Origin of the sequence: Sphingomonas sp. PWP1-2, assembly GCF_049898305.1 — a bacterium.
GTDB classification, from domain to species: Bacteria; Pseudomonadota; Alphaproteobacteria; order Sphingomonadales; family Sphingomonadaceae; genus Sphingomonas; species Sphingomonas glacialis.
On sequence record NZ_JAFCXM010000002.1, the window covers coordinates 216,737 to 239,202 of the forward strand.

At 66.0% G+C, this 22,466-nt stretch carries 27 protein-coding genes and 3 tRNA genes; 14 read left to right on the forward strand and 16 right to left on the reverse strand.

Features of this window, described 5'->3' with window-relative positions:
- Positions 1-36: 36 nt before the first annotated feature.
- Complete coding sequence (locus ACP7C5_RS05890; RefSeq protein ID WP_426263520.1) at positions 37-366, reverse strand: glycoside hydrolase family protein; 330 nt, start codon at positions 364-366, stop codon at positions 37-39.
- Between the two features lie 14 nt (positions 367-380).
- Here ACP7C5_RS05890 and ACP7C5_RS05895 point away from each other — a divergent pair, with 14 nt between their 5' ends.
- From ACP7C5_RS05895 to ACP7C5_RS05905, 3 genes are read left to right on the forward strand one after another with little or no spacing between them, the layout of a single operon-like run.
- A complete protein-coding gene (locus ACP7C5_RS05895) occupies positions 381-587 on the forward strand; it encodes a hypothetical protein (protein ID WP_426263521.1) in 207 nt (68 codons plus the stop codon).
- A 26-nt stretch (positions 588-613) separates the two neighbouring features.
- Entirely contained in the window at positions 614-919 is a 306-nt protein-coding gene (locus ACP7C5_RS05900; RefSeq protein WP_426263522.1) for a hypothetical protein, read from the forward strand.
- A complete protein-coding gene (locus ACP7C5_RS05905) occupies positions 919-1,116 on the forward strand; it encodes a hypothetical protein (RefSeq protein ID WP_426263523.1) in 198 nt (65 codons plus the stop codon). Before ACP7C5_RS05900 ends, ACP7C5_RS05905 begins: the two co-directional genes overlap by 1 nt.
- Before the next feature lie 127 nt (positions 1,117-1,243).
- Here ACP7C5_RS05905 and ACP7C5_RS05910 read toward each other — a convergent pair.
- From ACP7C5_RS05910 to rpsA, 3 genes are all read right to left on the reverse strand, one after another.
- Positions 1,244-1,329: transfer RNA gene (locus ACP7C5_RS05910), tRNA-Leu, on the reverse strand.
- A gap of 43 nt (positions 1,330-1,372) precedes the next feature.
- On the reverse strand, positions 1,373-1,651 hold the full coding sequence (locus ACP7C5_RS05915) for an integration host factor subunit beta (protein ID WP_133188652.1): 279 nt from the start codon (positions 1,649-1,651) through the stop codon (positions 1,373-1,375).
- Positions 1,652-1,809: 158 nt separating this feature from the next.
- A complete protein-coding gene (rpsA, locus tag ACP7C5_RS05920; protein WP_133188650.1) occupies positions 1,810-3,543 on the reverse strand; it encodes a 30S ribosomal protein S1 in 1,734 nt (577 codons plus the stop codon).
- 289 nt (positions 3,544-3,832) lie between these two features.
- Here rpsA and ACP7C5_RS05925 point away from each other — a divergent pair, with 289 nt between their 5' ends.
- Together ACP7C5_RS05925 and ACP7C5_RS05930 are read left to right on the forward strand one after the other, a co-directional pair.
- Entirely contained in the window at positions 3,833-4,093 is a 261-nt protein-coding gene (locus tag ACP7C5_RS05925; RefSeq protein ID WP_426263524.1) for a type II toxin-antitoxin system ParD family antitoxin, read from the forward strand.
- Positions 4,086-4,367, forward strand: a complete 282-nt coding sequence (locus ACP7C5_RS05930; RefSeq protein WP_426263525.1) for a type II toxin-antitoxin system RelE/ParE family toxin — start codon at positions 4,086-4,088, stop codon at positions 4,365-4,367. Before ACP7C5_RS05925 ends, ACP7C5_RS05930 begins: the two co-directional genes overlap by 8 nt.
- 7 nt (positions 4,368-4,374) lie before the next feature.
- On the opposite strand, the gene cmk is transcribed toward ACP7C5_RS05930, so the two are convergent.
- The 3 genes from cmk to aroA are packed head-to-tail and all read right to left on the reverse strand — an operon-like array spanning position 4,375 to position 6,592.
- Positions 4,375-5,001: a (d)CMP kinase gene (cmk, locus tag ACP7C5_RS05935; RefSeq protein WP_426263526.1), complete on the reverse strand. Its 627-nt coding sequence runs from the start codon at positions 4,999-5,001 to the stop codon at positions 4,375-4,377.
- Positions 4,998-5,246, reverse strand: a complete 249-nt coding sequence (locus tag ACP7C5_RS05940; protein WP_322163541.1) for a CBU_0592 family membrane protein — start codon at positions 5,244-5,246, stop codon at positions 4,998-5,000. Before ACP7C5_RS05940 ends, cmk begins: the two co-directional genes overlap by 4 nt.
- A complete protein-coding gene (gene aroA, locus ACP7C5_RS05945) occupies positions 5,243-6,592 on the reverse strand; it encodes a 3-phosphoshikimate 1-carboxyvinyltransferase (protein WP_426263527.1) in 1,350 nt (449 codons plus the stop codon). The genes ACP7C5_RS05940 and aroA overlap by 4 nt, the downstream gene beginning before the upstream one ends.
- A gap of 136 nt (positions 6,593-6,728) precedes the next feature.
- On the opposite strand from aroA, the gene ACP7C5_RS05950 reads away from it, so the two are divergent.
- The 4 genes from ACP7C5_RS05950 to ACP7C5_RS05965 all read left to right on the forward strand — a co-directional run bounded on the left by ACP7C5_RS05950 (position 6,729) and on the right by ACP7C5_RS05965 (position 10,566).
- Positions 6,729-7,046 carry an FYDLN acid domain-containing protein gene (locus ACP7C5_RS05950; RefSeq protein ID WP_133191968.1) on the forward strand — a complete coding sequence of 106 codons (318 nt, stop codon included), beginning with the start codon at positions 6,729-6,731 and terminating at the stop codon, positions 7,044-7,046.
- Positions 7,047-7,176: 130 nt separating this feature from the next.
- Positions 7,177-7,252: transfer RNA gene (locus tag ACP7C5_RS05955), tRNA-Ala, on the forward strand.
- A gap of 183 nt (positions 7,253-7,435) precedes the next feature.
- Positions 7,436-9,781 (forward strand): FdhF/YdeP family oxidoreductase, encoded by a 2,346-nt coding sequence (locus tag ACP7C5_RS05960; RefSeq protein WP_426263528.1) that lies wholly within the window; start codon positions 7,436-7,438, stop codon positions 9,779-9,781.
- A 5-nt stretch (positions 9,782-9,786) separates the two neighbouring features.
- The gene (locus ACP7C5_RS05965; protein WP_133188640.1) at positions 9,787-10,566 is read left to right on the forward strand and encodes a formate/nitrite transporter family protein; all 780 of its coding nucleotides are present in this window, start codon (positions 9,787-9,789) and stop codon (positions 10,564-10,566) included.
- Between the two features lie 10 nt (positions 10,567-10,576).
- Here the strand turns inward: ACP7C5_RS05965 and ACP7C5_RS05970 are convergent, their stop codons facing one another.
- The 5 genes from ACP7C5_RS05970 to ACP7C5_RS05990 all read right to left on the reverse strand — a co-directional run bounded on the left by ACP7C5_RS05970 (position 10,577) and on the right by ACP7C5_RS05990 (position 14,997).
- Entirely contained in the window at positions 10,577-11,737 is a 1,161-nt protein-coding gene (locus tag ACP7C5_RS05970) for an L-dopachrome tautomerase-related protein (protein ID WP_426263529.1), read from the reverse strand.
- On the reverse strand, positions 11,734-12,468 hold the full coding sequence (locus ACP7C5_RS05975) for an SDR family oxidoreductase (protein WP_426263530.1): 735 nt from the start codon (positions 12,466-12,468) through the stop codon (positions 11,734-11,736). Before ACP7C5_RS05975 ends, ACP7C5_RS05970 begins: the two co-directional genes overlap by 4 nt.
- Positions 12,469-12,573: 105 nt before the next feature.
- Entirely contained in the window at positions 12,574-13,197 is a 624-nt protein-coding gene (locus ACP7C5_RS05980) for an alpha/beta hydrolase (protein WP_426263531.1), read from the reverse strand.
- A gap of 238 nt (positions 13,198-13,435) precedes the next feature.
- Positions 13,436-13,900, reverse strand: coding sequence for a Holliday junction resolvase RuvX (gene ruvX / locus ACP7C5_RS05985; protein ID WP_189674884.1), 465 nt, complete (start codon positions 13,898-13,900; stop codon positions 13,436-13,438).
- On the reverse strand, positions 13,897-14,997 hold the full coding sequence (locus ACP7C5_RS05990; RefSeq protein WP_133188630.1) for a DUF3089 domain-containing protein: 1,101 nt from the start codon (positions 14,995-14,997) through the stop codon (positions 13,897-13,899). Before ACP7C5_RS05990 ends, ruvX begins: the two co-directional genes overlap by 4 nt.
- A gap of 135 nt (positions 14,998-15,132) precedes the next feature.
- Here ACP7C5_RS05990 and ACP7C5_RS05995 point away from each other — a divergent pair, with 135 nt between their 5' ends.
- From ACP7C5_RS05995 to gatB, 4 genes are all read left to right on the forward strand, one after another.
- On the forward strand, positions 15,133-16,923 hold the full coding sequence (locus tag ACP7C5_RS05995; protein ID WP_426263532.1) for a DUF4153 domain-containing protein: 1,791 nt from the start codon (positions 15,133-15,135) through the stop codon (positions 16,921-16,923).
- A 37-nt stretch (positions 16,924-16,960) separates the two neighbouring features.
- Entirely contained in the window at positions 16,961-17,263 is a 303-nt protein-coding gene (gene gatC, locus ACP7C5_RS06000) for an Asp-tRNA(Asn)/Glu-tRNA(Gln) amidotransferase subunit GatC (RefSeq protein WP_354285930.1), read from the forward strand.
- Between the two features lie 109 nt (positions 17,264-17,372).
- Complete coding sequence (gatA, locus tag ACP7C5_RS06005; protein WP_426263533.1) at positions 17,373-18,857, forward strand: Asp-tRNA(Asn)/Glu-tRNA(Gln) amidotransferase subunit GatA; 1,485 nt, start codon at positions 17,373-17,375, stop codon at positions 18,855-18,857.
- Between the two features lie 71 nt (positions 18,858-18,928).
- On the forward strand, positions 18,929-20,401 hold the full coding sequence (gene gatB / locus ACP7C5_RS06010; RefSeq protein ID WP_426263534.1) for an Asp-tRNA(Asn)/Glu-tRNA(Gln) amidotransferase subunit GatB: 1,473 nt from the start codon (positions 18,929-18,931) through the stop codon (positions 20,399-20,401).
- 45 nt (positions 20,402-20,446) lie between these two features.
- On the opposite strand, the gene ACP7C5_RS06015 is transcribed toward gatB, so the two are convergent.
- The 4 genes from ACP7C5_RS06015 to ACP7C5_RS06030 form a co-directional block, all read right to left on the reverse strand.
- Positions 20,447-20,968: a hypothetical protein gene (locus ACP7C5_RS06015; RefSeq protein WP_426263535.1), complete on the reverse strand. Its 522-nt coding sequence runs from the start codon at positions 20,966-20,968 to the stop codon at positions 20,447-20,449.
- A 187-nt stretch (positions 20,969-21,155) separates the two neighbouring features.
- A complete protein-coding gene (locus ACP7C5_RS06020) occupies positions 21,156-21,797 on the reverse strand; it encodes a hypothetical protein (protein ID WP_426263536.1) in 642 nt (213 codons plus the stop codon).
- A gap of 66 nt (positions 21,798-21,863) precedes the next feature.
- Entirely contained in the window at positions 21,864-22,067 is a 204-nt protein-coding gene (locus ACP7C5_RS06025; protein ID WP_426263537.1) for a hypothetical protein, read from the reverse strand.
- Positions 22,064-22,240, reverse strand: a complete 177-nt coding sequence (locus ACP7C5_RS06030; RefSeq protein ID WP_426263538.1) for a hypothetical protein — start codon at positions 22,238-22,240, stop codon at positions 22,064-22,066. Before ACP7C5_RS06030 ends, ACP7C5_RS06025 begins: the two co-directional genes overlap by 4 nt.
- A gap of 133 nt (positions 22,241-22,373) precedes the next feature.
- Between ACP7C5_RS06030 and ACP7C5_RS06035 the strand changes: the two genes are divergently transcribed.
- Positions 22,374-22,458: transfer RNA gene (locus ACP7C5_RS06035), tRNA-Leu, on the forward strand.
- The last annotated feature ends 8 nt before the right edge of the window (positions 22,459-22,466 follow it).

The following is a 22,466-nucleotide window of genomic DNA, read 5'->3' on the forward strand; positions in this document are numbered from 1 at the left end:
GGTTTGCGATGATCGGAGGCGGAGCGTTGGGATCGGTCATTTCGGCAGGTCCTTCAGGCAGAGCGCACGCTCAACCGCGCGGCGGTTGAAGAGCCCGGCGACCACGTGGCCACCGGTTTTGTTCCACATCAGGAAGGCGTCGCAGGCGGCTGCCCATTGCCCAGCGTCGAAGCGGCGGTCGACGCTCGAGCCGCAACAGGCGCCGGTGCCGATATTGTAGGCGAGGCTCGTCATCGCGGCCCATTGGTGGCCGTGACCGCGCAGACAAGGTGAACACGTGGCAACCTTTTGCGCGAAGCCGGCGAGACGGGTGTCGAGCTTGACGGCGCAGCCGGCCGGGGTTTCCTTTGGCGACGTTGCGGCCACCCCGAGCGTCTCCGATGATGGAAATCGATGACACCGAAAATGATGCGGAGTGCGGCGTTACGGGCATCGCCAACGACTTGGACGAGCTAGTCGACGATAAGACATGGGCTTGGGTTGTGGAGCAGGTGTGGAAAGCCGTTTCCAGCCCGATTCCTATGCCGAAGACGCAGCGTGCTCTCCCGGCCGTTATCAATGACCTTTTCGAAGAGGTGGCCGCATGACCCGTGTCTAAGTGCCGAGCTACCCAGTGAGCGTCCTCATCGCGGCAGGAAGCATCTTCGAGGCGGAGACGATCTGCTGCGACTACTGCGATTCGGTTGGCCCCTGCGTCACCGTCACCGAGCCGACCTGTTGCTACACCGGGGGCGAGGAGGCCGGCGTCATCGTCGCGCTGATCGATTATCCGCGCTTCCCGTCGACCGCGGCGGCCATCTGGGACCGGGCGGAACAGTTCGCCACAGTCCTTCGTGAGAGTCTGAACCACGACAGCTACACCATCCCGGCGCCCGATAGGACGGTCTGGTTCAGCCACCGCGACGAGATCTGGGCATAATGGGGATGCAGGATTGGTGCGGCGAAGCCAATCGCCTGCTCGATGCCCGGGCGGATACGCAGGCCGAGGTTCGCGCAATGCATGAGCGCGCCAAGGTCTATCGGGAGCAGCGGAAAGCCGCGAACGACCGCGCGCGGGCCGATCGGGAGGCGTTCGACGGCTTCATGCAAGCGTGCATGACCGTTCGGCTGACGTGAGGGGGCCCGCTAAACTCGCAACTCTGGGCGGTAATTCGCAATCTTGTCGGAATGGCTCGGCGGAATAATTTGGAACGCAAGCGCCGGCGGCGCAGAAATGCACCGGATTTACCAAAAGATTTCAAGCTGGTGCGGACGGCGGGACTCGAACCCGCACACCCTGAGGGCGAGGGATTTTAAGTCCCGTGCGTCTACCAATTTCGCCACGTCCGCGCGGTCCTCGTCCAAGCGCACCGAGCGCGCGGCGTCAACCCACTCAGACGTTCAAATTGGCGCGCATTTCCTTGCCGGGTTTGAAATAGGGCACGCGCTTTGCGTCAACGTCGACCAGTTCGCCAGTGCGAGGGTTGCGCCCGGTGCGCGCATCGCGTGCGCGGGTCGAGAAGGCGCCGAAGCCGCGCAGTTCGACACGGCCGCCAGCCGCGAGCCGCTTGATGATTTCGTCAAAAAAGGTCGTGACCAGAGCCTCGATATCGCGGGGCGACAAATCGGGATTTTCGGCAGCCAGGGTCTGCACCAATTCTGATCGTATCATCGTACGCGTTCCTTACCCCCAAGCCTCGCCCGAGCGGACGAAATGGCCGCTTCGGCTTGATCTATAGCAAGCCTAGCATGGGGATAGGTTGAAAACGACGGAAAAAAACGAAAGGGGCGCCTTCCTCCCGGAAAACGCCCCTTCGTCATCCTAAAGTATTACTTCTTGGCGTCGGCACCCTGCGCCTTGAGCGCTGCACCGAGGATGTCGCCCAGCGACGCGCCCGAGTCGGACGAGCCATACTGTGCAACGGCCTGCTTCTCTTCGGAGATCTGCATCGCCTTGATCGAGAAGGTCGGCTTCTTCGAGCGGTCGAAGCCAGTGACCATCGCATCGAACTTCTGGCCGGTCTGGAACCGCTCAGGACGCTGCTCGTCGCGATCGCGGCCGAGGTCGGTACGCTTGATGAAGCCCGTCGCGCCGTCGTCGCCGACCTGCACTTCGAGACCCGCGTCGCGGACTTCGAGCACGGTGACCGTGACGATGGCGTTCTTGTTGAGGCCCGATGCCGCTGCCGAGATGCCGCCGGCGGCAACGCCGCCTGCTGCAGGGGCACCACGCTCGAGCTGCTTCATGCCGAGCGAGATGCGCTCCTTCTCGGCGTCGATGTCGAGCACGATGGCCTGAACCATCTCGCCCTTGCGATGCAGGTTGAGCGCGTCCTCGCCCGAAACGCCCCAGGCGATGTCGGACATGTGGACCATGCCGTCGACGTCGTTGTCGAGGCCGATGAACAGACCGAATTCGGTCGCGTTCTTGACTTCGCCTTCAACGGTCGAACCGATCGGATGCGCTTCAGCGAAGGCCTCCCACGGGTTGCTGATCGCCTGCTTGAGGCCGAGCGAGATGCGACGCTTGTCGGGATCAACCTCGATGACCACGACGTCGACTTCCTGCGAGGTCGAGACGATCTTGCCGGGGTGAACGTTCTTCTTGGTCCACGACATTTCCGAAACGTGCACCAGGCCTTCGATGCCCGGCTCGAGCTCGACGAACGCACCGTACTCGGTGATGTTCGTGACGCGGCCGGTGAGCTTGGCGCCGACCGGGTACTTGGCGGCTGCACCTTCCCACGGATCGCTCTCGAGCTGCTTCATGCCGAGCGAGATACGCTGCGTGTCCTTATTGATGCGGATGATCTGAACCTTGACGGTATCGCCAATGTTGAGAACTTCCGAAGGATGGCCGACGCGCTTGTAGCTGAGATCGGTGACGTGCAGCAGGCCGTCGATGCCGCCGAGGTCAACGAACGCACCATAATCGGTGATGTTCTTGACGACGCCGTCGATGATCTGGCCCTCGGCGAGCGACAGGATCAGGCCCGAACGCTGCTCGGCGCGGGTCTCTTCGAGGATCGCGCGACGCGACACGACGATGTTGCCGCGCTTGCGGTCCATCTTGAGGATCTGGAAGGGCTGGGGGATGTCCATCAGCGGGGTGACGTCGCGCACCGGGCGGATGTCGACCTGCGAACCCGGCAGGAAGGCCACGGCGCCGTTGAGGTCGACGGTGAAGCCGCCCTTGACGCGGCCGAAGATGACGCCCTCGACGCGGGCGGTCTTGGCGAATTCGGTTTCGAGCGTGTCCCATGCGGCTTCGCGGCGGGCGCGGTCGCGCGACAGCATCGCTTCGCCGTGCACGTTCTCGACGCGGTCGACGAACACTTCGACTTCGTCACCGACCTTGAGATCGGCCTTCTGGCCCGGCATCGCGAATTCGCGAAGCGGAACGCGGCCTTCGGACTTCAAGCCGACGTCGATGACGGCCAGATCGTTCTCGATTGCGGTGACGGTGCCCTTGACGACGCGGCCTTCGAAGCTGTCGGCACCGCCGAGAGTCATTTCGAGAAGGGCGGCGAAATCGTCGCGGGTTGGGTTTGGCTGAGTGGCCATAAAGGGATCAGATCCTAAATCATTGTTCCGGCCAGCCGGTTGTCTCCGGCGGTCTTGGCCTATGTGTCGGAACAGCCGAATGCCGGCCCGACATCCGCCGATTGACGTTCGCGGAAGCAGGCCAAGTCGCTAAATGCGAAAAGGGCGCGAGAGGACATGCCTGTCGCGCCAGCCTCCGCGAGCACCGCTCGCCGGACCTGGCAGCTATAGCCGAGGGTGAGAGGGCGATCAAGTCGCGTCGGTGTTGACAAAGATTGGCAATGTGAGACCGTCGAAGGCGGAGATTCCAATGGCTACGATGACAATTTCCCTGCCCGATGCGATGAAGGATTGGATCGAGGCGCAGGCTGCGACGGGGCGGTTCGGCAACAGCAGCGATGTCGTGCTCGACTTGATCCGGCGGGAGCAGATCCGCTCTGAAAAGATCGCAGCGATGAACCGGATGGTCGAAGAAGGCCTGGCGAGTGGGATCTCAGACCTTACGGTTGAAGAAGTCCTGGAAGAGGCTCGACGGAAGGCGTTGGCGCGCGCTTCCGGCGCTAGTGTTTAAGCTAACGCGGCAGGCCGATGCGGATTTCGCCGCGATCTATGCCTATGGGTTCGACCGCTTCGGTCAGGATCAGGCGGAGCGCTATGCCAGCGGCCTCCGCAAGGTTTTCCATTTCCTCGCGGATTTTCCCCGTGCTGCGCGCGAGCGGACCGAGACGCGGCGCAGCGTCCGCGCGCGCCCGTACAAGGCACATCTTATTGTCTACGTCCTCGACGGCGAGGATCTGCTGATCGTTCGCATCCGTCATGCGCACGAAGAGTGGGCCGACGATTGACGCGGCGCTATCGCGCAATGATCTTCGACTCGACGATATCGATCGCACGCTGCACCGACGCCTCGATCGACAGGAAGCTCGTGTCGAGGAACGCCGCGTCGTTGGCGGGCACCAGCGGTGCGTTCGAACGTGTCGAATCGCGCAGGTCGCGGGCGCGGATGTCGGCGAGCACCTTGTCGATGCTGATCAGTGACCCGTGCGACCGCAGCTCGGCGTGACGGCGCTTGGCGCGGATGTTGGGCGTGGCCCGCACGAACAGCTTGGCGTCGGCGTTGGGCGCGATGACCGTGCCGATATCGCGCCCGTCGAGCACCGCGCCACCAGGCTGCTGCGCGAAACGCTTCTGCCGCTGGAGCAACGAGGCACGCACGAGCGGATGCGCCGAGACGACCGACGCCAGCGAGCCGATCGCATCGCTGCGCAGCACCGGGTCGTCGAGCAACGAATCGTCAAAATCGCACGCGGCGACCGCATCGGCCTCGACCGCGGCGTCCAACTCGAGCCGCTGCACGTTTGCCGCGACAGCGCGATAGAGCAGCCCGGTGTCGAGATGCGGCAAGCCGTAATGCCGCGCGAGCGCCCGGGCAATCGTGCCCTTGCCCGAGGCGGCGGGACCGTCGACTGCAATAATCATCGACGTTTAACCACGATACGTACCAATCCAATGAAAGCGATTGCCGCCCAGGCCAGTTCGAGGGCGAGCGCAGGGAGATTGTAGTTCACGACGAGCGAGAGCGCGAGTAGCGACGCGCCGAGAAAATTGAGCCCGTTCGACAACAGGTTCGGCGCGGCGTTGCGGAGCGTCTGGTACGCGAAGCCGGTCAGGATGACGATCGCGCCGACAAAGCCGATCAGATCGGCGGTATGCGAATCGATCATGCGTCGCCGCTCTGCAACTGCGCGATCTGGTCGAAGAAGGCGGGATAGCTCGTCGCCACCGGCGACGCGTCGTCGAGCGTGATCCCGGCGCCGGCGCTCCCTTTGCGGCAATGCAAAGCCGCCACCGCCATACTCATCGCGATGCGGTGGTCGAGCAGCGTCGCGATTGTCGCGCCGCCGGGCAGCGAATCGCCGCCGGTGCCGTCGATGATCATGCCGTCCTCGACTTCCTCGACGCGCGCACCAGCGGCGCCGAGCGCGGCGGCCATCGCCGCGATGCGGTCCGATTCCTTGACGCGCAGCTCGTCGGCGCCGCGCGCGATCGTGCGGCCGGTGGCGAAAGCGGCGGCGACGAACAGCACGGGATATTCGTCGATCATGCTCGGCGCGAGATCGGGCGGGATCTCGATGCCGGTGAGGGCCGCGTGGCGGACGCGCAAATCGGCGACGGGCTCGCCGCCGACTTCGCGCGGGTTCTGTTCCTCGATGCTCGCGCCCATCAGGCGAAGCGCGGTGAACAGGCCTGCACGGGTCGGGTTGAGCCCGACATTCTCGACCACCACGTCCGATCCCGGCACGATCGTCGCGGCGACGACGAGGAACGCGGCGGAGGAGGGGTCGCCCGGCACGACGATCGCTTGCGGCCTGAGCTCGGCCTCGCCGGTGATCTCGATGATGCGGCCTTGCGGCGACGGCTCGACCGTCACGGTCGCGCCGAAGCCGCGCAGCATCCGCTCGCTATGATCGCGCGTCGCGATCGGCTCGATCACGCGCGTGATCCCCGGGGTGTTGAGGCCGGCGAGCAGGATCGCCGACTTCACTTGCGCCGAGGCGACGGGGAGGGTGTAGGTGATCGGGATCGCGGGGCACAGGCCGCGCAGCATCAGGGGGAGGCGACCGCCTGGGCTCGACGTCACATCGGCGCCCATTTGCGACAGCGGCGTGATGACGCGGCCCATCGGTCGCTTCGACAGCGAGGCGTCGCCGATGAAGGTGGCGGTGATCGGGTGGCTCGCGACCAGCCCCATCAGCAGCCGCGTCGAGGTCCCCGAATTGCCCATCTCGAGCGCGGTCGCAGGCTGGAGCAGCCCGCCGACGCCGACACCGTCGACGTGCCACACCGCATCGTCGCCGCGGCGGATCGTCGCGCCCATCGCGCGCATCGCAGCGGCAGTGGCGAGCACGTCCTCGCCCTCGAGCAGTCCCTCGATCCGGCTCGTGCCGACCGCAAGCGCCGAGAGCATCAGCGAACGGTGGCTGATCGACTTGTCGCCGGGGACGCGGACGCGCCCCTTGAGCGGCCCGGATGGTTGGATTTCGCGGGGGATAGGCGTAGGGTGTGTCATCGGGGCCGCGCTTTGACAGTGCGCTTGCGCTATGGCAAGGCGCGCACCACTTTGCGGCCCTTCGGGTCGCGAGACCCAATTCCTATCAGCCCAGGGCCGCAACGCCCGTCGGCCCAACAAAAGGTTCAATCGGCATATGATCCAGCCGGAATGGGGCACGAAGCGTACGTGCCCGAAATGCGCCACCCGTTTCTATGACCTCGGCAAGGACGATCCCGTCACCTGCATCAATTGCGGTGCGCATTGGGAGCCCGAGCCGATCCTCAAGTCGAAGCAGCCGCTGCCGTTCGAGCAGGCCAAGCCCGAGCTGGTCAAGAAGGACGACGATCTCGCCGGCGACGACGAGGATATCGACACCGGTGAAGACGAGGAGCCCTCGCCCGACGACGAGGTCGATCTCGGCGGCGACGACGATCTCGGCGTGGAAGCGCCGCAGAGCGAAGACGAGCATTGATCCACAGCTAATTGATGTTTTTTCTGGCAAGCGACACTCAGACCGCTTGCCAAGGGCGCGTCGCCTCGGTAGGGGCGACGCCTTCCCGCAAAGAGGTCCCGGTTTCGGGTCCTTCTTTCCAGAATACGATGGGGCCGTAGCTCAGCTGGGAGAGCGTTCGCATGGCATGCGAAAGGTCAGGGGTTCGATCCCCCTCGGCTCCACCATTCTTCCCCAAGCGATCGATGTTTCTCGCTTGATGGCGGTGGGCCCGACCCCCGTCTCAAAAACTTTCAATCTATCGTAGCGTTCGTCGCAACTGCGCTTCTCGTCCCGATGTCGGTGCGTTAGGCGCGACGGTGTCGTGGCCCGCTCCTCGTGCGGGCCTGTCGAAGTGTGGAGTTCCGAGTATGCGTCGTAAGCGTCCCGAGGGGATCAAGGATTATACCGGCCCGGCGGGCGGCTGGGGGGCGCTCAAGGCGGTCGCGGTCTCGCTCAAGGCGCAGCAGATCGTGTCGCAGGGCGCGCAGACGCTGCTCAAGTCGAACCAGCCCGACGGCTTCGATTGCCCGAGCTGCGCCTGGCCCGACCCGAAGCACTCCTCCTCCTTCGAATTCTGCGAGAATGGCGCCAAGGCAGTCGCCTGGGAATCGACCGCCAAGCGGATCGGCGGCGATTTCTTCGCGCAGCATTCGGTCTCCGAGCTGTGGGAAAAGACCGACCATTGGATCGAGGATCAAGGCCGCGTCACCGAACCGCTGCGCTACAATGCGGCGACCGACCATTATGAAGTCGTCGGCTGGGACGAGGCGCTCGCCGAGATCGGTGCGGGTCTGGCCGCGCTCGAGGATCCCAATCAGGCCGAATTCTACACTTCGGGGCGCTGCTCGAACGAAGCCGCGTTCCTCTACCAGCTGTTCGCGCGGCTGTACGGCACCAACAATTTCCCCGATTGCTCGAACATGTGCCACGAGGCGACTTCGGTCGGCCTCCCCAAGTCGATCGGGATCGGCAAGGGCACCGTCAGCCTCGAGGATTTCGATCATGCCGATCTGATCCTCTCGATCGGCCACAATCCCGGCACCAACCATCCGCGGATGATGGCGACGCTGCGCGACGTGGCGCGGCGCGGCGGCAAGATCGTCGTGTTCAACCCGCTCAAGGAGCGCTCGCTCGAACGCTTCGAATCGCCGCAATCGGTGGTCGAGATGGCAACCTTGTCGGCGACGCCGATCGCGACGAGCTATTTGCAGGTCAAGGTCGGCGGCGATGCTGCGGCGCTTAAGGGCATCGCGAAGGCGCTGGTGGCGCTCGACACGCCAGAGACGCCGGTGCTCGACCACGCCTTTATCGCCGAGCATACGGCGGGCCTCGAGGCGTTCCGCGCCGATCTCGATGCGACCGACTGGGCCGCTATCGAGCAATCGAGCGGCCTCGCGCGCGCCGATCTCGAAGCGGTCGCGCAGATCTATGCGCAGTCGAAGGCGACGATCTGCTGCTACGGCATGGGCATCACGCAGCACCGCACGGGGACGAGCAACGTCCAGCAAATCGCCAACCTGTTGCTGCTGCGCGGCAATATGGGGCGGCCCGGCGCGGGCATCTGTCCCTTGCGCGGCCACAGCAACGTCCAGGGCGACCGGACCGTCGGCATCACCGAACGGCCAAGCGCGGCGCTGCTCGACAAGATCCAGGACGTATTCGGCTTCGATCCGCCGCGCGCCGATGGGCATTCGGTGGTCGAGAGCATCGCTGCGATGCGCGACGGGACGGCCAAGGCGATCGTCTGCCTCGGCGGCAACCTCGCGATCGCGTCGTCGGATCCGCAGGCCTGCGCGCAAGGCTTCCGCAACATGGATCTGGCGGTCCACATTACCACCAAGCTCAACCGCACGCATTTGCTGATGGCCAAGGCGAGCTATGTCCTGCCGTGCTTCGGGCGGACCGAGCGCGATACGCAGGAGGGTGGCCCGCAGGCCGTGACGGTCGAGGATTCGATGTCGATGGTCCACGCCTCGCGCGGCTTCCTGATGCCACCGGGCGAGAACGTTCGTTCCGAACCGTGGATCGTCGCGGGGATCGCCAAGGCGACGCTCGGCGGCAAGGGCGCGATCGATTGGGACGGCTACGTCGCCAATTACGACCGTATCCGCGACAAGATCGAAGCGGTGTTCCCGGCGTTCAAGGATTACAACACGCGCATCCGCGAGCCGGGCGGCTTCCATTTGCCCAATTCGGCGGCCGAGCGCGTCTGGAACACCGATACCGGCAAGGCCAATTTCATCGTCGCCACGGGCGTCGAGGAAGACGAGACGACGCGTGATCCAAGCGTCCTGCGGCTGACGACGCTGCGCTCGCACGACCAGTACAACACCACGATCTATGCCCTCGACGATCGCTATCGCGGCGTGTTCGGGCGGCGCGACGTGCTGTTCCTGAACGCGAAGGAGATCGCGCGGCTCGGCTTTGTGGAAGGCGATGTCGTCGACGTGACGACCGCGCTCGCGTTCAAGCGCGACGACCGGATCGTCCAGGGGCTGATGCTCGTCGAGCATGCGCTGCCCGATGGGTGCTGCGCGTCCTATTACCCCGAGACACAGCCGCTGATCGCGCTCGAGGACCATGACCCGCAAAGCCTGACCCCGTCGTACAAATCGGTGCCGGTCCAGATCCGCAGCGCGGGAACCAAGAACGCGGCGGACCGTATCGTTGCGCGGGCGGGCGTTGCCGGCCGCAAAATCTCTGTGAAAGCGTAAAATCCATGTATGCACCGACGGTAACCGGCTTCGCTGATCGCGCCGCCGCCGAAGCCGCTTCGATCCGCCGCTCGCCGCTGGGCTTTTTCGTCGGCGCGATGCTGGCGGGGGCCTATATCGGCATCGCGATGATCCTCGCCCTCAGCACTGCCGACGCCTTGCCGGCCGGCGTGCGCCCATTGGTGATGGGGGCGACCTTCGGGCTCGGGCTGATCCTCACCGTGTTCGCCGGGGGGGAGCTGTTCACCGGCTATGTGATGTATCTCGGCTTCGGGTTGATGCGGCGCAGCGTCAGTGTCGCGGATGCCGCCTTGCTGATCGTCGTGGTGTGGATCGGCAATCTGGCGGGCGCGCTGTTGCTTTCGGCGATCTTCATCGCGGGCGGCGGCGGCTTGGTTTTCGCCAATGCCGCGACGATGTTCAACGCCTATGCCGCGCACAAGGTCGAGGCCGATGCGACGGCGTTGATCGCGCGCGCGGTGCTGTGCAATTGGCTGGTCTGCCTCGCGATCTGGACCGCGGCACGCGTAACGGGCGATGCCGCGAAAAGCCTCGTCATGGCGTGGGTGCTGCTCGCGTTCGTTGCCGCCGGGTTCGAGCATTCGGTCGCCAACATGACCGCGCTGACGCTTGGCCTGTTCTCGCCGGGCGAGACGATCACGCTGGCGCAAGTGCTGCGCAACCTGGCGTTCGTCACGCTCGGGAACGGGATCGGCGGGTTGCTGTTCGTGGTCGGCGCCTATGGCCTTGCGGCGAAAACCGACGCGCCGATGGCGCGCCAGTAATCGCGCAGCGTCAGGCCGGCCCGGCGTCGATCTTGATCCGCAGCAGCTCGTAGGGTTTGCGCCGCAGATCCTTGCCCTTGTGGAAGCCGGGCTGGCGGTGGAGCTGGTTAGCGGTGAAGTACAGATAGCCGTCGGTGCCGATCGACAGCGTGTCGGGCCACAGGATCCGGCGGTCTTGCGCGATCGTCTCCCACTTTCCGTCGGCGAGCCGGCGGATCGCATTATGCTCATAGTCGCCGCCATAGATGCGGCCGCGCGAATCGACCGCCAGACCGTCGGAGGCGCCCTTGAGCCCGAGATCGCGCACGGCGGCCGAGAGCTTTGCCGGGTCGACGACGGGATCGCGCAGCAAGGCGGTCGGGACGGCGTAGAGGTGGCGGCTCGACAGCGGTGAATAATAGAGCGTCGCGCCATCGGGCGAGAGCGCGATGCCGTCGGCGGCGACCTTCCATGGCTTTGCCGGACCATCGGCGGGGCGCGTCATCACGGGCTTGCCTTCGACGACGGGCGCGAAGGCGGGGTCGGGCATCGTCGTCGCGTCGCCCGACAAGCGGCGGACGGCGGCACCGCTCGCCAGATCGACGACGATGATCGCGCCGGGGCCGGTTACCGAACTGTCGGTGATATAAGCGACGCCCGCGATCCCCTGGCGCAGATCGAAGCGCACGTCATTGAGGTAGGTCGTCGGCAGCACGACGTCGGGGCCGAGCACGATCGTCTGCACGACGCGGTCGCGTGCGAGATCGACCGCGACGAGCTTGGCGCCGCCTGCGAGCGGCGCCGCGAAATTGGGGGCGGCGGTGTCGAGGATCCACAAGCGGTTCGCGCTGTCGGCGACGACGCTTTGCACGCTGATCAGCGTTTCGCCAGGCCGCGCGGGGTCGGCCTGGTTGATCGCCTGGTCGGGATAGGCAGTGACGACACCGTCCTTGAGCTCGCCGACAGTGAAGCGCGGATTGTCGCCCCACTGCGGATAGTTGACGAAGATCCGGCCGTTCGCCGCGACGGTGACGCCCGTCGGCATCGCATCGCCGAAGGTCGCGACGCGTTCGACCGGCGACGAGGATGGCGACGGGGACGGGCGCCGCGCGAAGGCGCCGATGGCCGCGGTCGCGACGAGCGTGATCGCGCTGGCGCGTAGCGCGGTGCGGAGCAGGGACCGGCGCGTCATGGCGCGACCTGCTTGACCGGGCGGACGAGGATTTCCTCGACCAGCACGCGCGGCGGCTGCGCGAAGGCGTAGACCAGCGCCTGCGCGATATCCTCGGCCTGGAGCGCGTCGAGCGATTCGCGACGCTCGCGCATCGTTTCCTCGGGGACGTTGTGGCCCCATTCGGTCCACACCGCGCCGGGCTCGATCAGCGAGACGCGAATGCCCGCATTGCCGACTTCCTTGCGCAGCGCATCGGCAAAGCCGACCACCGCGAACTTGGTGGCGTTGTAGACCGACCAGCCGGCGATGCCGTAGCGCCCGCCGACGCTCGACACGATCGAGACCATCGCGCCCGCGCGGCCGTGCATCAGCGGCAAGGCGGCGTGGGTGCAGTTGAGGACCCCATAGAGATTGGCGTCGATCTGCGTTTTCCAGTCGTCGGGATTGCTGTCGGCGAACGCGCCGTTGACGCCCATGCCGGCATTGTTGAACAGCAAGTCGATCCCGCCGAAGCGCGTCTTAACCGCGGCGACCATCGCCTGGACCGCCGCCAGATCGGCGACGTCGGTTTCGATCGCCATCGCGCTCTCGCCGATCTCTGCGGCAAGCGCGTCGATCCGGTCCTTGCGCCGCGCGACGAGCACGACGTGGGCGCCTTCCTTGGCGAGCAGCCGCGCGGTCGCTTCGCCGATCCCGCTCGAGGCGCCGGTGATGACGGCGACCTTCCCGGTCAGATCCTGCATGTCCATCGCGTCACTCCTTCGCGTCATGGCCGCGGCGGCCAGCGTGTCGGTGTAACACGCCGGCGCTGTGGAAGTTGCGCGAGGGACGACGTCGGAACGCTGCGGACAGCGTCAATCAGACTTCATGATGGTGTGATCGGAAGGACTTAGCTGCATCGCGATCGGGCATGGTCCCGATGGCTGCATCGCGGCCGCGCGGTTGATCTCGAAGCGATCGCGGTGGCCGAGCAGCATCGTCTCGATCGCGGTAAAGCGCGCGTTACGGTTGCTTGCCTGTCCTGGTGCAGCGGCATCGGTCGCGACGAAGCGGCTTCCCCACGCGTCGGCGAGGGTAAGCGCTTGCTCGACCTGGAACGACGGATCGCTGATGACGATCGAGGGAAAGGGCAGGCGGCAGGCAGGGCCGTTCTGCATCGCCGCCGCGGCCGCAATCTGATCGAATCCGACATGCAACGGCGTGTGGAACAGCGCACCGCTGATCGCCCGCAAATAGCTGCGCGGCGAAAGCTGCGCCCACCACGCCACTGCGCGACACGCGATGCCATGCGCCAGGATGACGACGGGGGCCTCGTGCCGCGCAAACACGGCGTCGAGGTGGAGCGCCCAGCGTCCATTGTGGAATTTCGAGAGATCGAGCTCGATCCGAGCTGGCAACGCCGGGGCGGCGGAATCGCCTTTCGCCGTCACCACGATCGGGACGGGAAGCTCGGTCGGCGACTCGAAAGCAAGCGTCATGACGGCTCTCCTCTTGCAGAAGCGCAGTCCGGTGCGACGATCTCAGCGCGCCGACTCGGAACACGCCCCCGGCACGCGAGGGTATGCGCATCGCCTAAACCGGCAAGAGCGGAAGCGCTGGAAGGCGTCTGGAAAGCGCCCAGCCGAGCGACGAGCGGTGCACCCGGATCGAGCAGCATTGCACGACCGGATAGCCAGCGGGGATCGTGTCGACTGGGTCGCGAACGGGCTTTAGCGGCTAGATCGCGACGAGCGCGTCGATCGCGCCTTGCAGGATGTACGCAGCGGCCATCTTGTCGACGAGCTCGGCACGCTTGGCGCGGCTCGCGTCCTGCTCGATTAGCGTGCGCGTGACCGCGACGGTCGACCAGCGCTCGTCCTGCAGGAAGATCGGCAGGTCGAGATCGGCCATGTTGCGCGCGAACGCCCGGCTCGACTGGCTGCGCGGGCTCTCACTGCCGTCGTTCAGATTGAGCGGCAGGCCGATGACGATCCCCTTCACCTGCTGCGCAGCGATCATCTCGGCGAGCGCGAGCTTGTCCTTCTGGAACTTGGTGCGGCGGATCAGCAACGCTGGCGAGGCGAAGCTCCACCCGGCGTCGCACAGGGCGGTCCCGATCGTCTTGGTGCCGACGTCGAGCCCGATCAGCCGGCCACCAGCGGGAAGCGCGCCACGGAATTCGGTGCGATCGGTCGTGATCATTTCGCGAAGACCGCCAGCCGTCGTGCCGCATCGGCGCGGACATTCGCCCAGAACAGGCTGTAGTCGTAGACGTGGTAGTTGTTGCCCGGCAGCACGTAACCGCCGAGCTTGGGCGGATCGCCGATCAGCAGGAGCCCGCGCGAATCGCAGCGCGCCGGAACCTGGCCCACGACGATCGTCGCGCTCGAGAGATCGGCCGAGGGAACGAGCGTACCGAGATTGGCGGTCGCGGGTGCGGTCGCATCGGGGGTGCCCGTCAGCGGATTGGTACAGATCATCGGCGTGCCGCGGCGCGGCGTGCCATCGCTGCCGCGGCTGGCGTTGTAGGTGTCGAGCACCAGCGACGGCTCGGCGGGTTCGGCGAAGCTCTCCCACGACTGGATGCAGCCGGCCTGATCTGCGCTGCGGCATTCGGGCAGGCCGAGCTTGGGCAGGTCGACGCTGCGCGAGACCGGCCAGCCGACGACATAGGCGGCGACGATCCGCTTCTGCAGCGGCGTGCCAGCGATCTTCTCGCGCAACAGCCGCAGCAGGTGCAGCGCGCCCTGGCTGTGGCCGGCGAGGATGATCGGCCGGTCGCCCGCTTGCGCGACGAACGCGTCGAATGCCGCCGCGACGTCACCATAAGCGAGGTCGAGCGCCTTGGCGGCATTATCCTGTGTCGTCAGGAACGCGCCGAAGGTCGCCTGGCGATAGCGCGGCGCCCAGATCGCGCCGACCGCGTTGAACGCGCTGGCCTGGCCGCGCAGGAACAGTTCGGCGCGGGCATTGGCCTCGGCATCGTCGAGCGGCGCGTTCCAGCGCGATCGGTTGAGGAACGAGGTCGGGTGGATGAAGAACACCGCCGCGCGCGTGTCCTTGGCGGGCGTGTAGCCGGGCGGAAGCCATAGCGCCGGATTGCCCGGCTTGTCGGGGCGCGCGAGCCACATCTCGGCACGGCGGTACGCAGCGGCGGGCTGGCGCGGCTCGGCGATGAAGGCGGCGCGCGGGATCATCGCCAGCTTGATCAGCTCGGTGCCCCAGATCGCATAGGCAAACGCACCCGCGATCACGATCACGATCAGCACGGTGAAGATGTAGAGAAACTTGCGCGCCAAACCGGTCGACCTCCCACGGCATGGCGCGGCGGTGCCCATGCAAGCGTGCTGCGGTTTTCCGTGCCGCAGGATCGCCGCGCTTGCAATCGCCTTGGTGCTGGCGTTGGTGTGGGCACGGCGCGGGGGAGCGATGCGATGAACGAAAGTCCGGGATTCGAACGCGATACCCACAGCTGGCCGTTGCGGCCGATGCTGCTCGCCGTGGTCGGCGCGCTCGCCGCGCTCGCGGTGCAGCAGCTGCTCGACCGCGGCCCCCACTTTCCCGTGATCGACCCGGCGGCGTGGCGAATCGCGCTGACCACCGCGATCGGTACTGGGGCGGTGACCTTCGGCTTCGCGCTCGAGCGACGGCGCTGGTGGTGGGCGGCGGCCTTCGGGATCGGCATCGGCGTGGTCGCGGGGCTGATCGTCTATTGGAACGGTGGCGGCTGGGGCGCGTGGTACAGTTGGCGCGGCGCGAGCCTGTTCATCGCGATCGCGATCGCCGTGCCGCTGTTCCAGACCGCGCGCGATCATGCTGCGGTGCGCTTTCCCTATGCCGACGTGCATGGCGACGCATGGACCAACGTCGTGCTGTGGTGTGCCTGCTGGCTGTTCACTGGCGTCGCATTCGCGCTGGCATGGCTGCTCGCCGCGCTGTTCGACTTGATCGGCGTGCATGTGCTGCGCGACCTGCTGCGCCACGAATGGTTTACCGCGCTGCTGGCGGGCGCGAGCTTTGGCGGATCGCTCGGGTTGCTGCGCGAGCGCGACGGCGTGCTGCGGCTGCTCCAGCGCGTGGTGACCGCGGTGCTCGCGGTGCTTGCGCCAGTGCTCGGCGCGGGGCTGCTAATGTTCCTGCTCGCGCTGCCCTTCACCGGGCTCGACGCACTGTGGGAGGCGACCAAGTCGACGACGCCGATCCTGCTCGGCTGCGTGATCGGCGCGCTGATCCTCGCCAATGCGGTGGTCGGCAACGGCGCGGGCGAGGAAGCGACCCATCCGGTGCTGCGCTTCGGCGCGATCGCGCTGGCGCTTGCGATGCTGCCACTGGCGGTGATCGCGGCGATCGCAACGGGATTGCGGATCGCGCAATACGGCCTGACGCCCGACCGGCTGTGGGCGGCCGTGTTCGTCGGGTTCGCGAACCTTTACGGCGGCGCCTATCTCGTCGCGGTGCTGCGCGGGCGGTTGGCGTGGAGCCGCTATGTGCGGCCGAGCAATTTGCGGATCGCGTTCGTCGTCGCCGGTGTCGGGCTGCTGCTCGCCACGCCGCTCGCGAGCTTCAACGCGCTCGCGACGCTCGACCAGGTCGCGCGGCTCGAATCGGGGCGGGTTGCGCCCGCGAAGTTCGACTGGGCGGCGCTGGCGTTCGATTTCGGCGATCCCGGCAAGGCGGCGCTGCGGCGGCTCGCCCGCTCGGCGACCCCGGGTATCGCGGCGCGCGCGAAGCAAGTCGCGACCAAGACCAACCGCTGGGACGTGGCGAGTGTCGACCGCGCACAGGCCGACGCCGATGTGCTCGTCAAACGGCTGCGCGTGGTGCCCGTGGCGGTGGCCGTGCCATTCGCACTGCGCAAGGTGCTGACCGACTGGCAGGGCTGCAGCACCGATGTCAAAGACCGCTGCACCTTGCTCTATGCTCCGGGTGCCGACGAAGCAGTTGCGATCTCAAGGTTTTGCGTCGATCAGCTAACGACGCCTCGGAAGGTCGAGACCTCCGGCCGCGATCCTGCATTCGCATTCCAGCCGGCTTGCGGCCCCACACGCTATCGGCGCACCGGCGAGACCTGGACGCGGATCGACACAAATACGCGCGCGCCGCTGAGTGCGCCCGAGCGCGCCGCGCTCAAGGCGGGCGATGCCGCGGGCAAGGTCGAGATCCGCGCCGTGCCCGCGCGCCGGGTGTTCGTCGGGGGCGTTCCGCTCGGCGATCCGTTCGAATAGGTTGCGCTAGGCTCGGGCGCTCTGCTAGCCGCAGGCCATGCCAGTCACCATCGCCACCGTCAGCAAGATCGCGAGCCTCGCCCGCATCTCCATCACCGAGGAAGATGCCGTGCGCATCGCGCCCGAGCTCGAAAACATCATGGGTTGGATCGAGCAATTAAGCGAGGTCGACACGACCGGCGTCGCGCCGATGACCGCGGTGATCCCCAACCACCTCCGGCTGCGCGACGACGTCGTCAACGCCGACCCGCTGACCGGCGGCGGCATCCGCGATGCCGTGCTGGCCAATGCTCCCCAAGCCGAGCACGGCTTCTTCACCGTGCCCAAAGTGATCGAATGATCCGCGCCATCGTCGCCCCGGCGCAGGCCGGGGCCGCCGCGTTCGTCGCGAGCGGCCTGCACCACAACGAAGCGGCCCCGGCCTATGCCGGGGCGACGGGAATGACCGTATGACTGACCTGACCGATCTCGGCGTAGCCGCCATCCGCGACGGCGTCCGCGCCGGCACCTTCTCCGCGCGCGAAGTCGCCGAGGGGTTCATCGCCAACGTCTCGAAGGCCAAGGCGCTCAATGCGTTCCTGGTCGAGACCCCCGACCACGCGCTCGCCGCAGCCGATGCCGCCGATACGGCGCGCGCCGCGGGCGAGACGCTCAAGCCACTCGCCGGCGTGCCGATCGGGATGAAGGACCTGTTCTGCACCAAGGGGGTGCCGACCACCGCGGCGAGCTTGATCCTCGAAGGCTTCGTGCCGCCGTACGAATCGACGGTGTCGGCCAATTTGTGGGATGCCGGCGCGGGCATGCTCGGCAAGCTCAACATGGACCAGTTCGCGATGGGCTCGTCGAACGAGACCAGCGCGTTCGGCAACGTCATCTCGCCGTGGCGGCGGAGCGACGGCGGCAACGCGCCGCTCGCGCCAGGCGGGTCGTCGGGTGGTTCGTCGACGGCGGTCGCCGCGCGGCTGTGCCCGGCGGCAACCGGCACCGACACCGGCGGTTCGATCCGCCAGCCGGCCGCCTTCACCGGCATCAGCGGCATCAAGCCGACCTATGGCCGCTGCTCGCGCTGGGGGACGATCGCGTTCGCCTCGTCGCTCGACCAGGCCGGGCCGATGGCGCGCGACGTGCGCGACTGTGCGATCCTGCTCGAGGCGATGAGCGGGTTCGACCCTAAGGACGCGACTTCGCTCGATCTGCCGGTGCCCGCGTGGGAAGCCGGATTGTCGGGTGATCTCAAGGGCAAGCGGATCGGTATTCCCAAGGAATATCGCGTCGACAATATGCCCGCCGAGATCGACGCGCTGTGGCAGCAGGGGATCGACTGGTTGAAGGACGCCGGCGCCGAGATCGTCGAGGTCTCGCTCCCGCACACCAAATATGCGCTGCCGGCCTATTACATCATCGCGCCGGCGGAGGCCTCTTCCAACCTCGCGCGCTATGACGGCGTGCGCTACGGCCTGCGCGATCTGCCCGAGGGGGCAGGGCTGCAGGATATGTACGCCGCGACGCGCGCCGACGGCTTCGGCGACGAGGTCAAGCGCCGGATCATGATCGGGACATATGTCCTGTCTGCAGGGTTTTACGACGCGTACTTCACGCAGGCTTCGAAGGTCCGCACGCTGATCGCGCGCGATTTCGAGCAGGCCTGGGCGAAGTGCGACCTGCTGCTCACTCCGACGGCGCCGTCGTCGGCGTTCGCGCTGGGCGAGAAGTCGGCCGATCCGATCGCGATGTATTTGAACGACGTCTTCACAGTGCCGTCGTCGCTCGCGGGCCTTCCTGCAATGTCGGTCCCGGGCGGCCTCGACGGCGCCGGGCTGCCGCTCGGCCTGCAGATCATCGGCAAGCCGCTCGACGAGCAAGGCGTGCTCAATGCCGGGCTCGCGCTCGAGCAGCGCGCCGGGTTCACCGCTCGCGCCGAGGCGTGGTGGTGATCGCGCTCTCCTTCACTTCGGGCAAAGAAGGGCAGGGCGTCGACACGCTCAGCCCGAACGGAATTTAGGTCATGACTGACACGAAATACACGATCCGCGGCGAAACCGGCGACTGGGAGGTCGTGGTCGGCCTCGAAGTCCATGCGCAGGTGACCTCGAACGCCAAGCTCTTCTCGGGCGCGGCGACCGCGTTCGGCGCCGAGCCCAACACGCAGGTGTCGCTGGTCGACGCCGCGATGCCCGGCATGCTCCCCGTTCCCAACCGTGAGTGCATCCGCCAGGCGGTGCGCACCGGCATGGCGATCGACGCGCAGATAAACCGCTGGTCGCGCTTCGACCGCAAGAACTATTTCTATGCCGATCTGCCGCAGGGGTATCAGATCAGCCAGCTCTACCACCCGATCGTCGGCGAGGGCGCGATCGACATCAGCCTCGACGACAAGAACCCCGATGCAGCGGGCAAGCGCATCGGCGTCGAGCGGATCCATGTCGAGCAGGATGCGGGCAAGCTGATGCACGATCAGCATCCGACATGCTCCTACGTCGACCTCAACCGCTCGGGCGTCGCGCTGATGGAGATCGTGTCGAAGCCCGACATGGCTTCTCCTGCCGAAGCAGGCGCTTATCTTCGCAAGCTCAGATCGATCCTGCGCTATGTCGGGTCGTGCGACGGCAATATGGAAGAAGGCTCGATGCGCGCCGACGTCAATGTCAGCGTGCGCAAGGCCGGCGACGAACTCGGCACGCGCACCGAGACCAAGAACGTCAATTCGGTCCGCTTCGTGATGGCGGTGGTCGAGCAGGAGGCCAAGCGCCAGATCGACGTGCTCGAGAGCGGCGGCCGGATCGTCCAGGAAACGCGGCTCTACGATCCCGACCGCAACGAGACGCGCTCGATGCGCTCGAAGGAAGATGCGCACGATTATCGCTACTTCCCCGATCCCGATCTGCTCCCGCTCGAACTCGACGACGCGTTCCTCGAAGAATGCCGCGCGTCGCTGCCCGAGCTGCCCGACACCAAGCGCCGCCGCTACGAGGCGCTCGGCATCACGCCTTACGCCGCCGCGGTAATGACCGCCGAGGTCGAGGCGGCGCGCTGGTTCGATGCGTTGCTCGACACGGGCGTGGCGCCGGTTGCTGCGGCGAACTGGACGACGTCCGAGCTGTTCGGCGCGCTTAACCGCACCGGCCGGGACATCGAGAATTCGCCCGTCAGCCCCGATCAGGCCGCCGAACTGCTCGGCCTGATCGCCGATGGTACGCTGTCGGGTACGCTCGCCAAGCAGGTGTTCGAGATCATGCTCGAGACCGGGCAGGGCGCTGCCGAAATCGTCGAGGAGCGCGGGCTCAAGCAGACCAGCGACACTGGCGAGATCGAGCGCGTCATCGCCGAGGTAATGGCGGCGAACGAAGACAAGGTCGCCGATTATCGTGGCGGCAAGGACAAGCTGTTCGGCTTCTTCGTCGGGCAGACGATGAAGGCGATGGGCGGCAAGGCCAATCCCGGCGTCGTCAACGACGTGTTGAAGCAGATGCTGGGGTAAAGAAACGCGGGCGCCCGGCCAACCGGGCGCCCTGGCTGCGGGTATTCAGCCTTTCTTTGCGGTCATCGCCTTGCGCGCGTTGTTGGCATATTCCTCGAAATTCTTGTCGAACACCGAAACCAGCTCACTGAGCGCGGCAGTCGCGTCCTCGCCTTCCTTGGCGGGAAATAGCTTCAAGCCATTGCCACCCCAGGCTTTATATTCGTAATCGATCGTCTGGTCGTTGCCGAAGTCGCGCAGCATGAACAGCGTGCGCAGCGACCGGCCGTAGATCGCCGCCTTCTGATAGAAGACATCGGCGACGATCAGCTCGGAATAGCAGGCCGCGGTCGAATCCGACCGACGCATCTTGACCTTGTTCATCGTCTTGCGCTCGAGCGGTGTTTCGTGGCGCACGATGACGGTGCCGGGCTGACGGTTGAGCAGATCGGTCAATTTGAGCGACTGCAGCGCGTCGAGCTGCGACGGACTATCGAGCGCGCTTGCCATCTGGGCTTTGTTGCTAGCGTCCTTCCCGCTGTGAAGTGCGGCATCGAGCAGACCGCCGCCGAGCAATCCGGTCGTCATCGAGTTCATCCGTTCGGCCGGCCAGATGTGAAGTTCGCACGGCGCTGCCTGAGCGCTGGCGATGCCTCCGATCGCACAGGCGACTGTAGCGAAAGCGGCTCCCAGGACGCGATGGACTGCGTTGGTCATTATAGTCTCCCCCTTTGGTTTCGGCCCCTTTCCCAGGGGTCGTCATGGACGGCCTTATTTAATGTGACGCTTTGGTCTTTGATGGCTTTGCCAAGGCGCTTGCGAAAAGCGCGACATCGCTGGTGAAGGCCGCGCGCAGTTCGGCGGCGGCGGCGACCATGTCGGTTGCGGGCGTCGGCGGAAGCAAAGTCAGTCTGGTCTTGGTCCAGGTGCTGAAGACCCGACGTGGTGCGGGCTCGGTCGTGAAGTCGCGGTAGCGGAAAAGGATCTTGAGGTAACTCCCGTCTACGATGTCTTGCTGGAAGAAGACACTGTCGACGATAAATTCCGCATAACAGGGCGCCGACGAGGGCGCGATGCGCGCAACGCTTGTGCGCATGACGCGACTCGACAACGCCTCCTCGTGGACGATTGGCTGATACTTTGCCAAGCTAAGTTGATCGCGCAAAGCAGCACTTCGCAGCAGTTCGACCTGATTGGCGGTCTCGATGGGTTCGACCGCCAAGGCGGGATATCCGTCTCGCCCGGTGACTGCACCGTTGACGATGCCTCCGTGGAACACGCCACTGTAAACAGAATTAAGGCCCGCGCCTGGCCAGATATGGAGTTCGCAGGATCCATCCGATGACGACGACTGTGCAGCGGCGGGAAAGCACGCGATAAAAGCGGCTGCAAGACCTATCGAAACCTTGAATACCACCGTATCCCCCCGGACATGTCCGGGGGGAATTAGACGGATATTCAGACCGTTGCAACGGGAGCTGATTTACTGCGCGTCGTCGTCCTGGTTTTTCACCACGCCGCCAGTCCCGCCGACGCCGTCTTCCATGCCTGGCGAAATAAAGGCATCGGGCTCGCGCCCGCCTTCGCCGCGCTCGACCGCGTCCTTGCGCGCTTCGACTGCTTGTTCGATGTCGCTGCGGGTATCGTTGTCGTTCTCGGGCAGGCTGTCGGGATGCGGGTCGCTCATGCGAAATCTCCCGTCATGCCGGTGTCGGTCGGCGCGATCGGCGCACCGCCGGGGTCGCCCGCGGGATCGGGCACGACCACCTCGGGCGTCGGGCTCGGCAGCTCGGTCGGCATCGAATCGGGCTGGCCGGGTTCGCTCGGGATCGGCAGTTCGGTTGGGGGCGTGCTGGCCATAACGTCTCTCCTCTTACGCTGCATCAACGCGCCATCATCCTAGCGGTTGCGTGGCGATGCGGCATCGGGTGTTTGCCCGCTTGCCCCCGGGCGCATGGCTGGTATAGACGCCCCCCACACCGGCGGTGTCCTTGCGGGCGTGGCGGAACTGGTAGACGCAGCAGGTTTAGGTCCTGCCATCGAAAGATGTGGGGGTTCGAGTCCCTTCGCCCGCACCAGTCTCTCA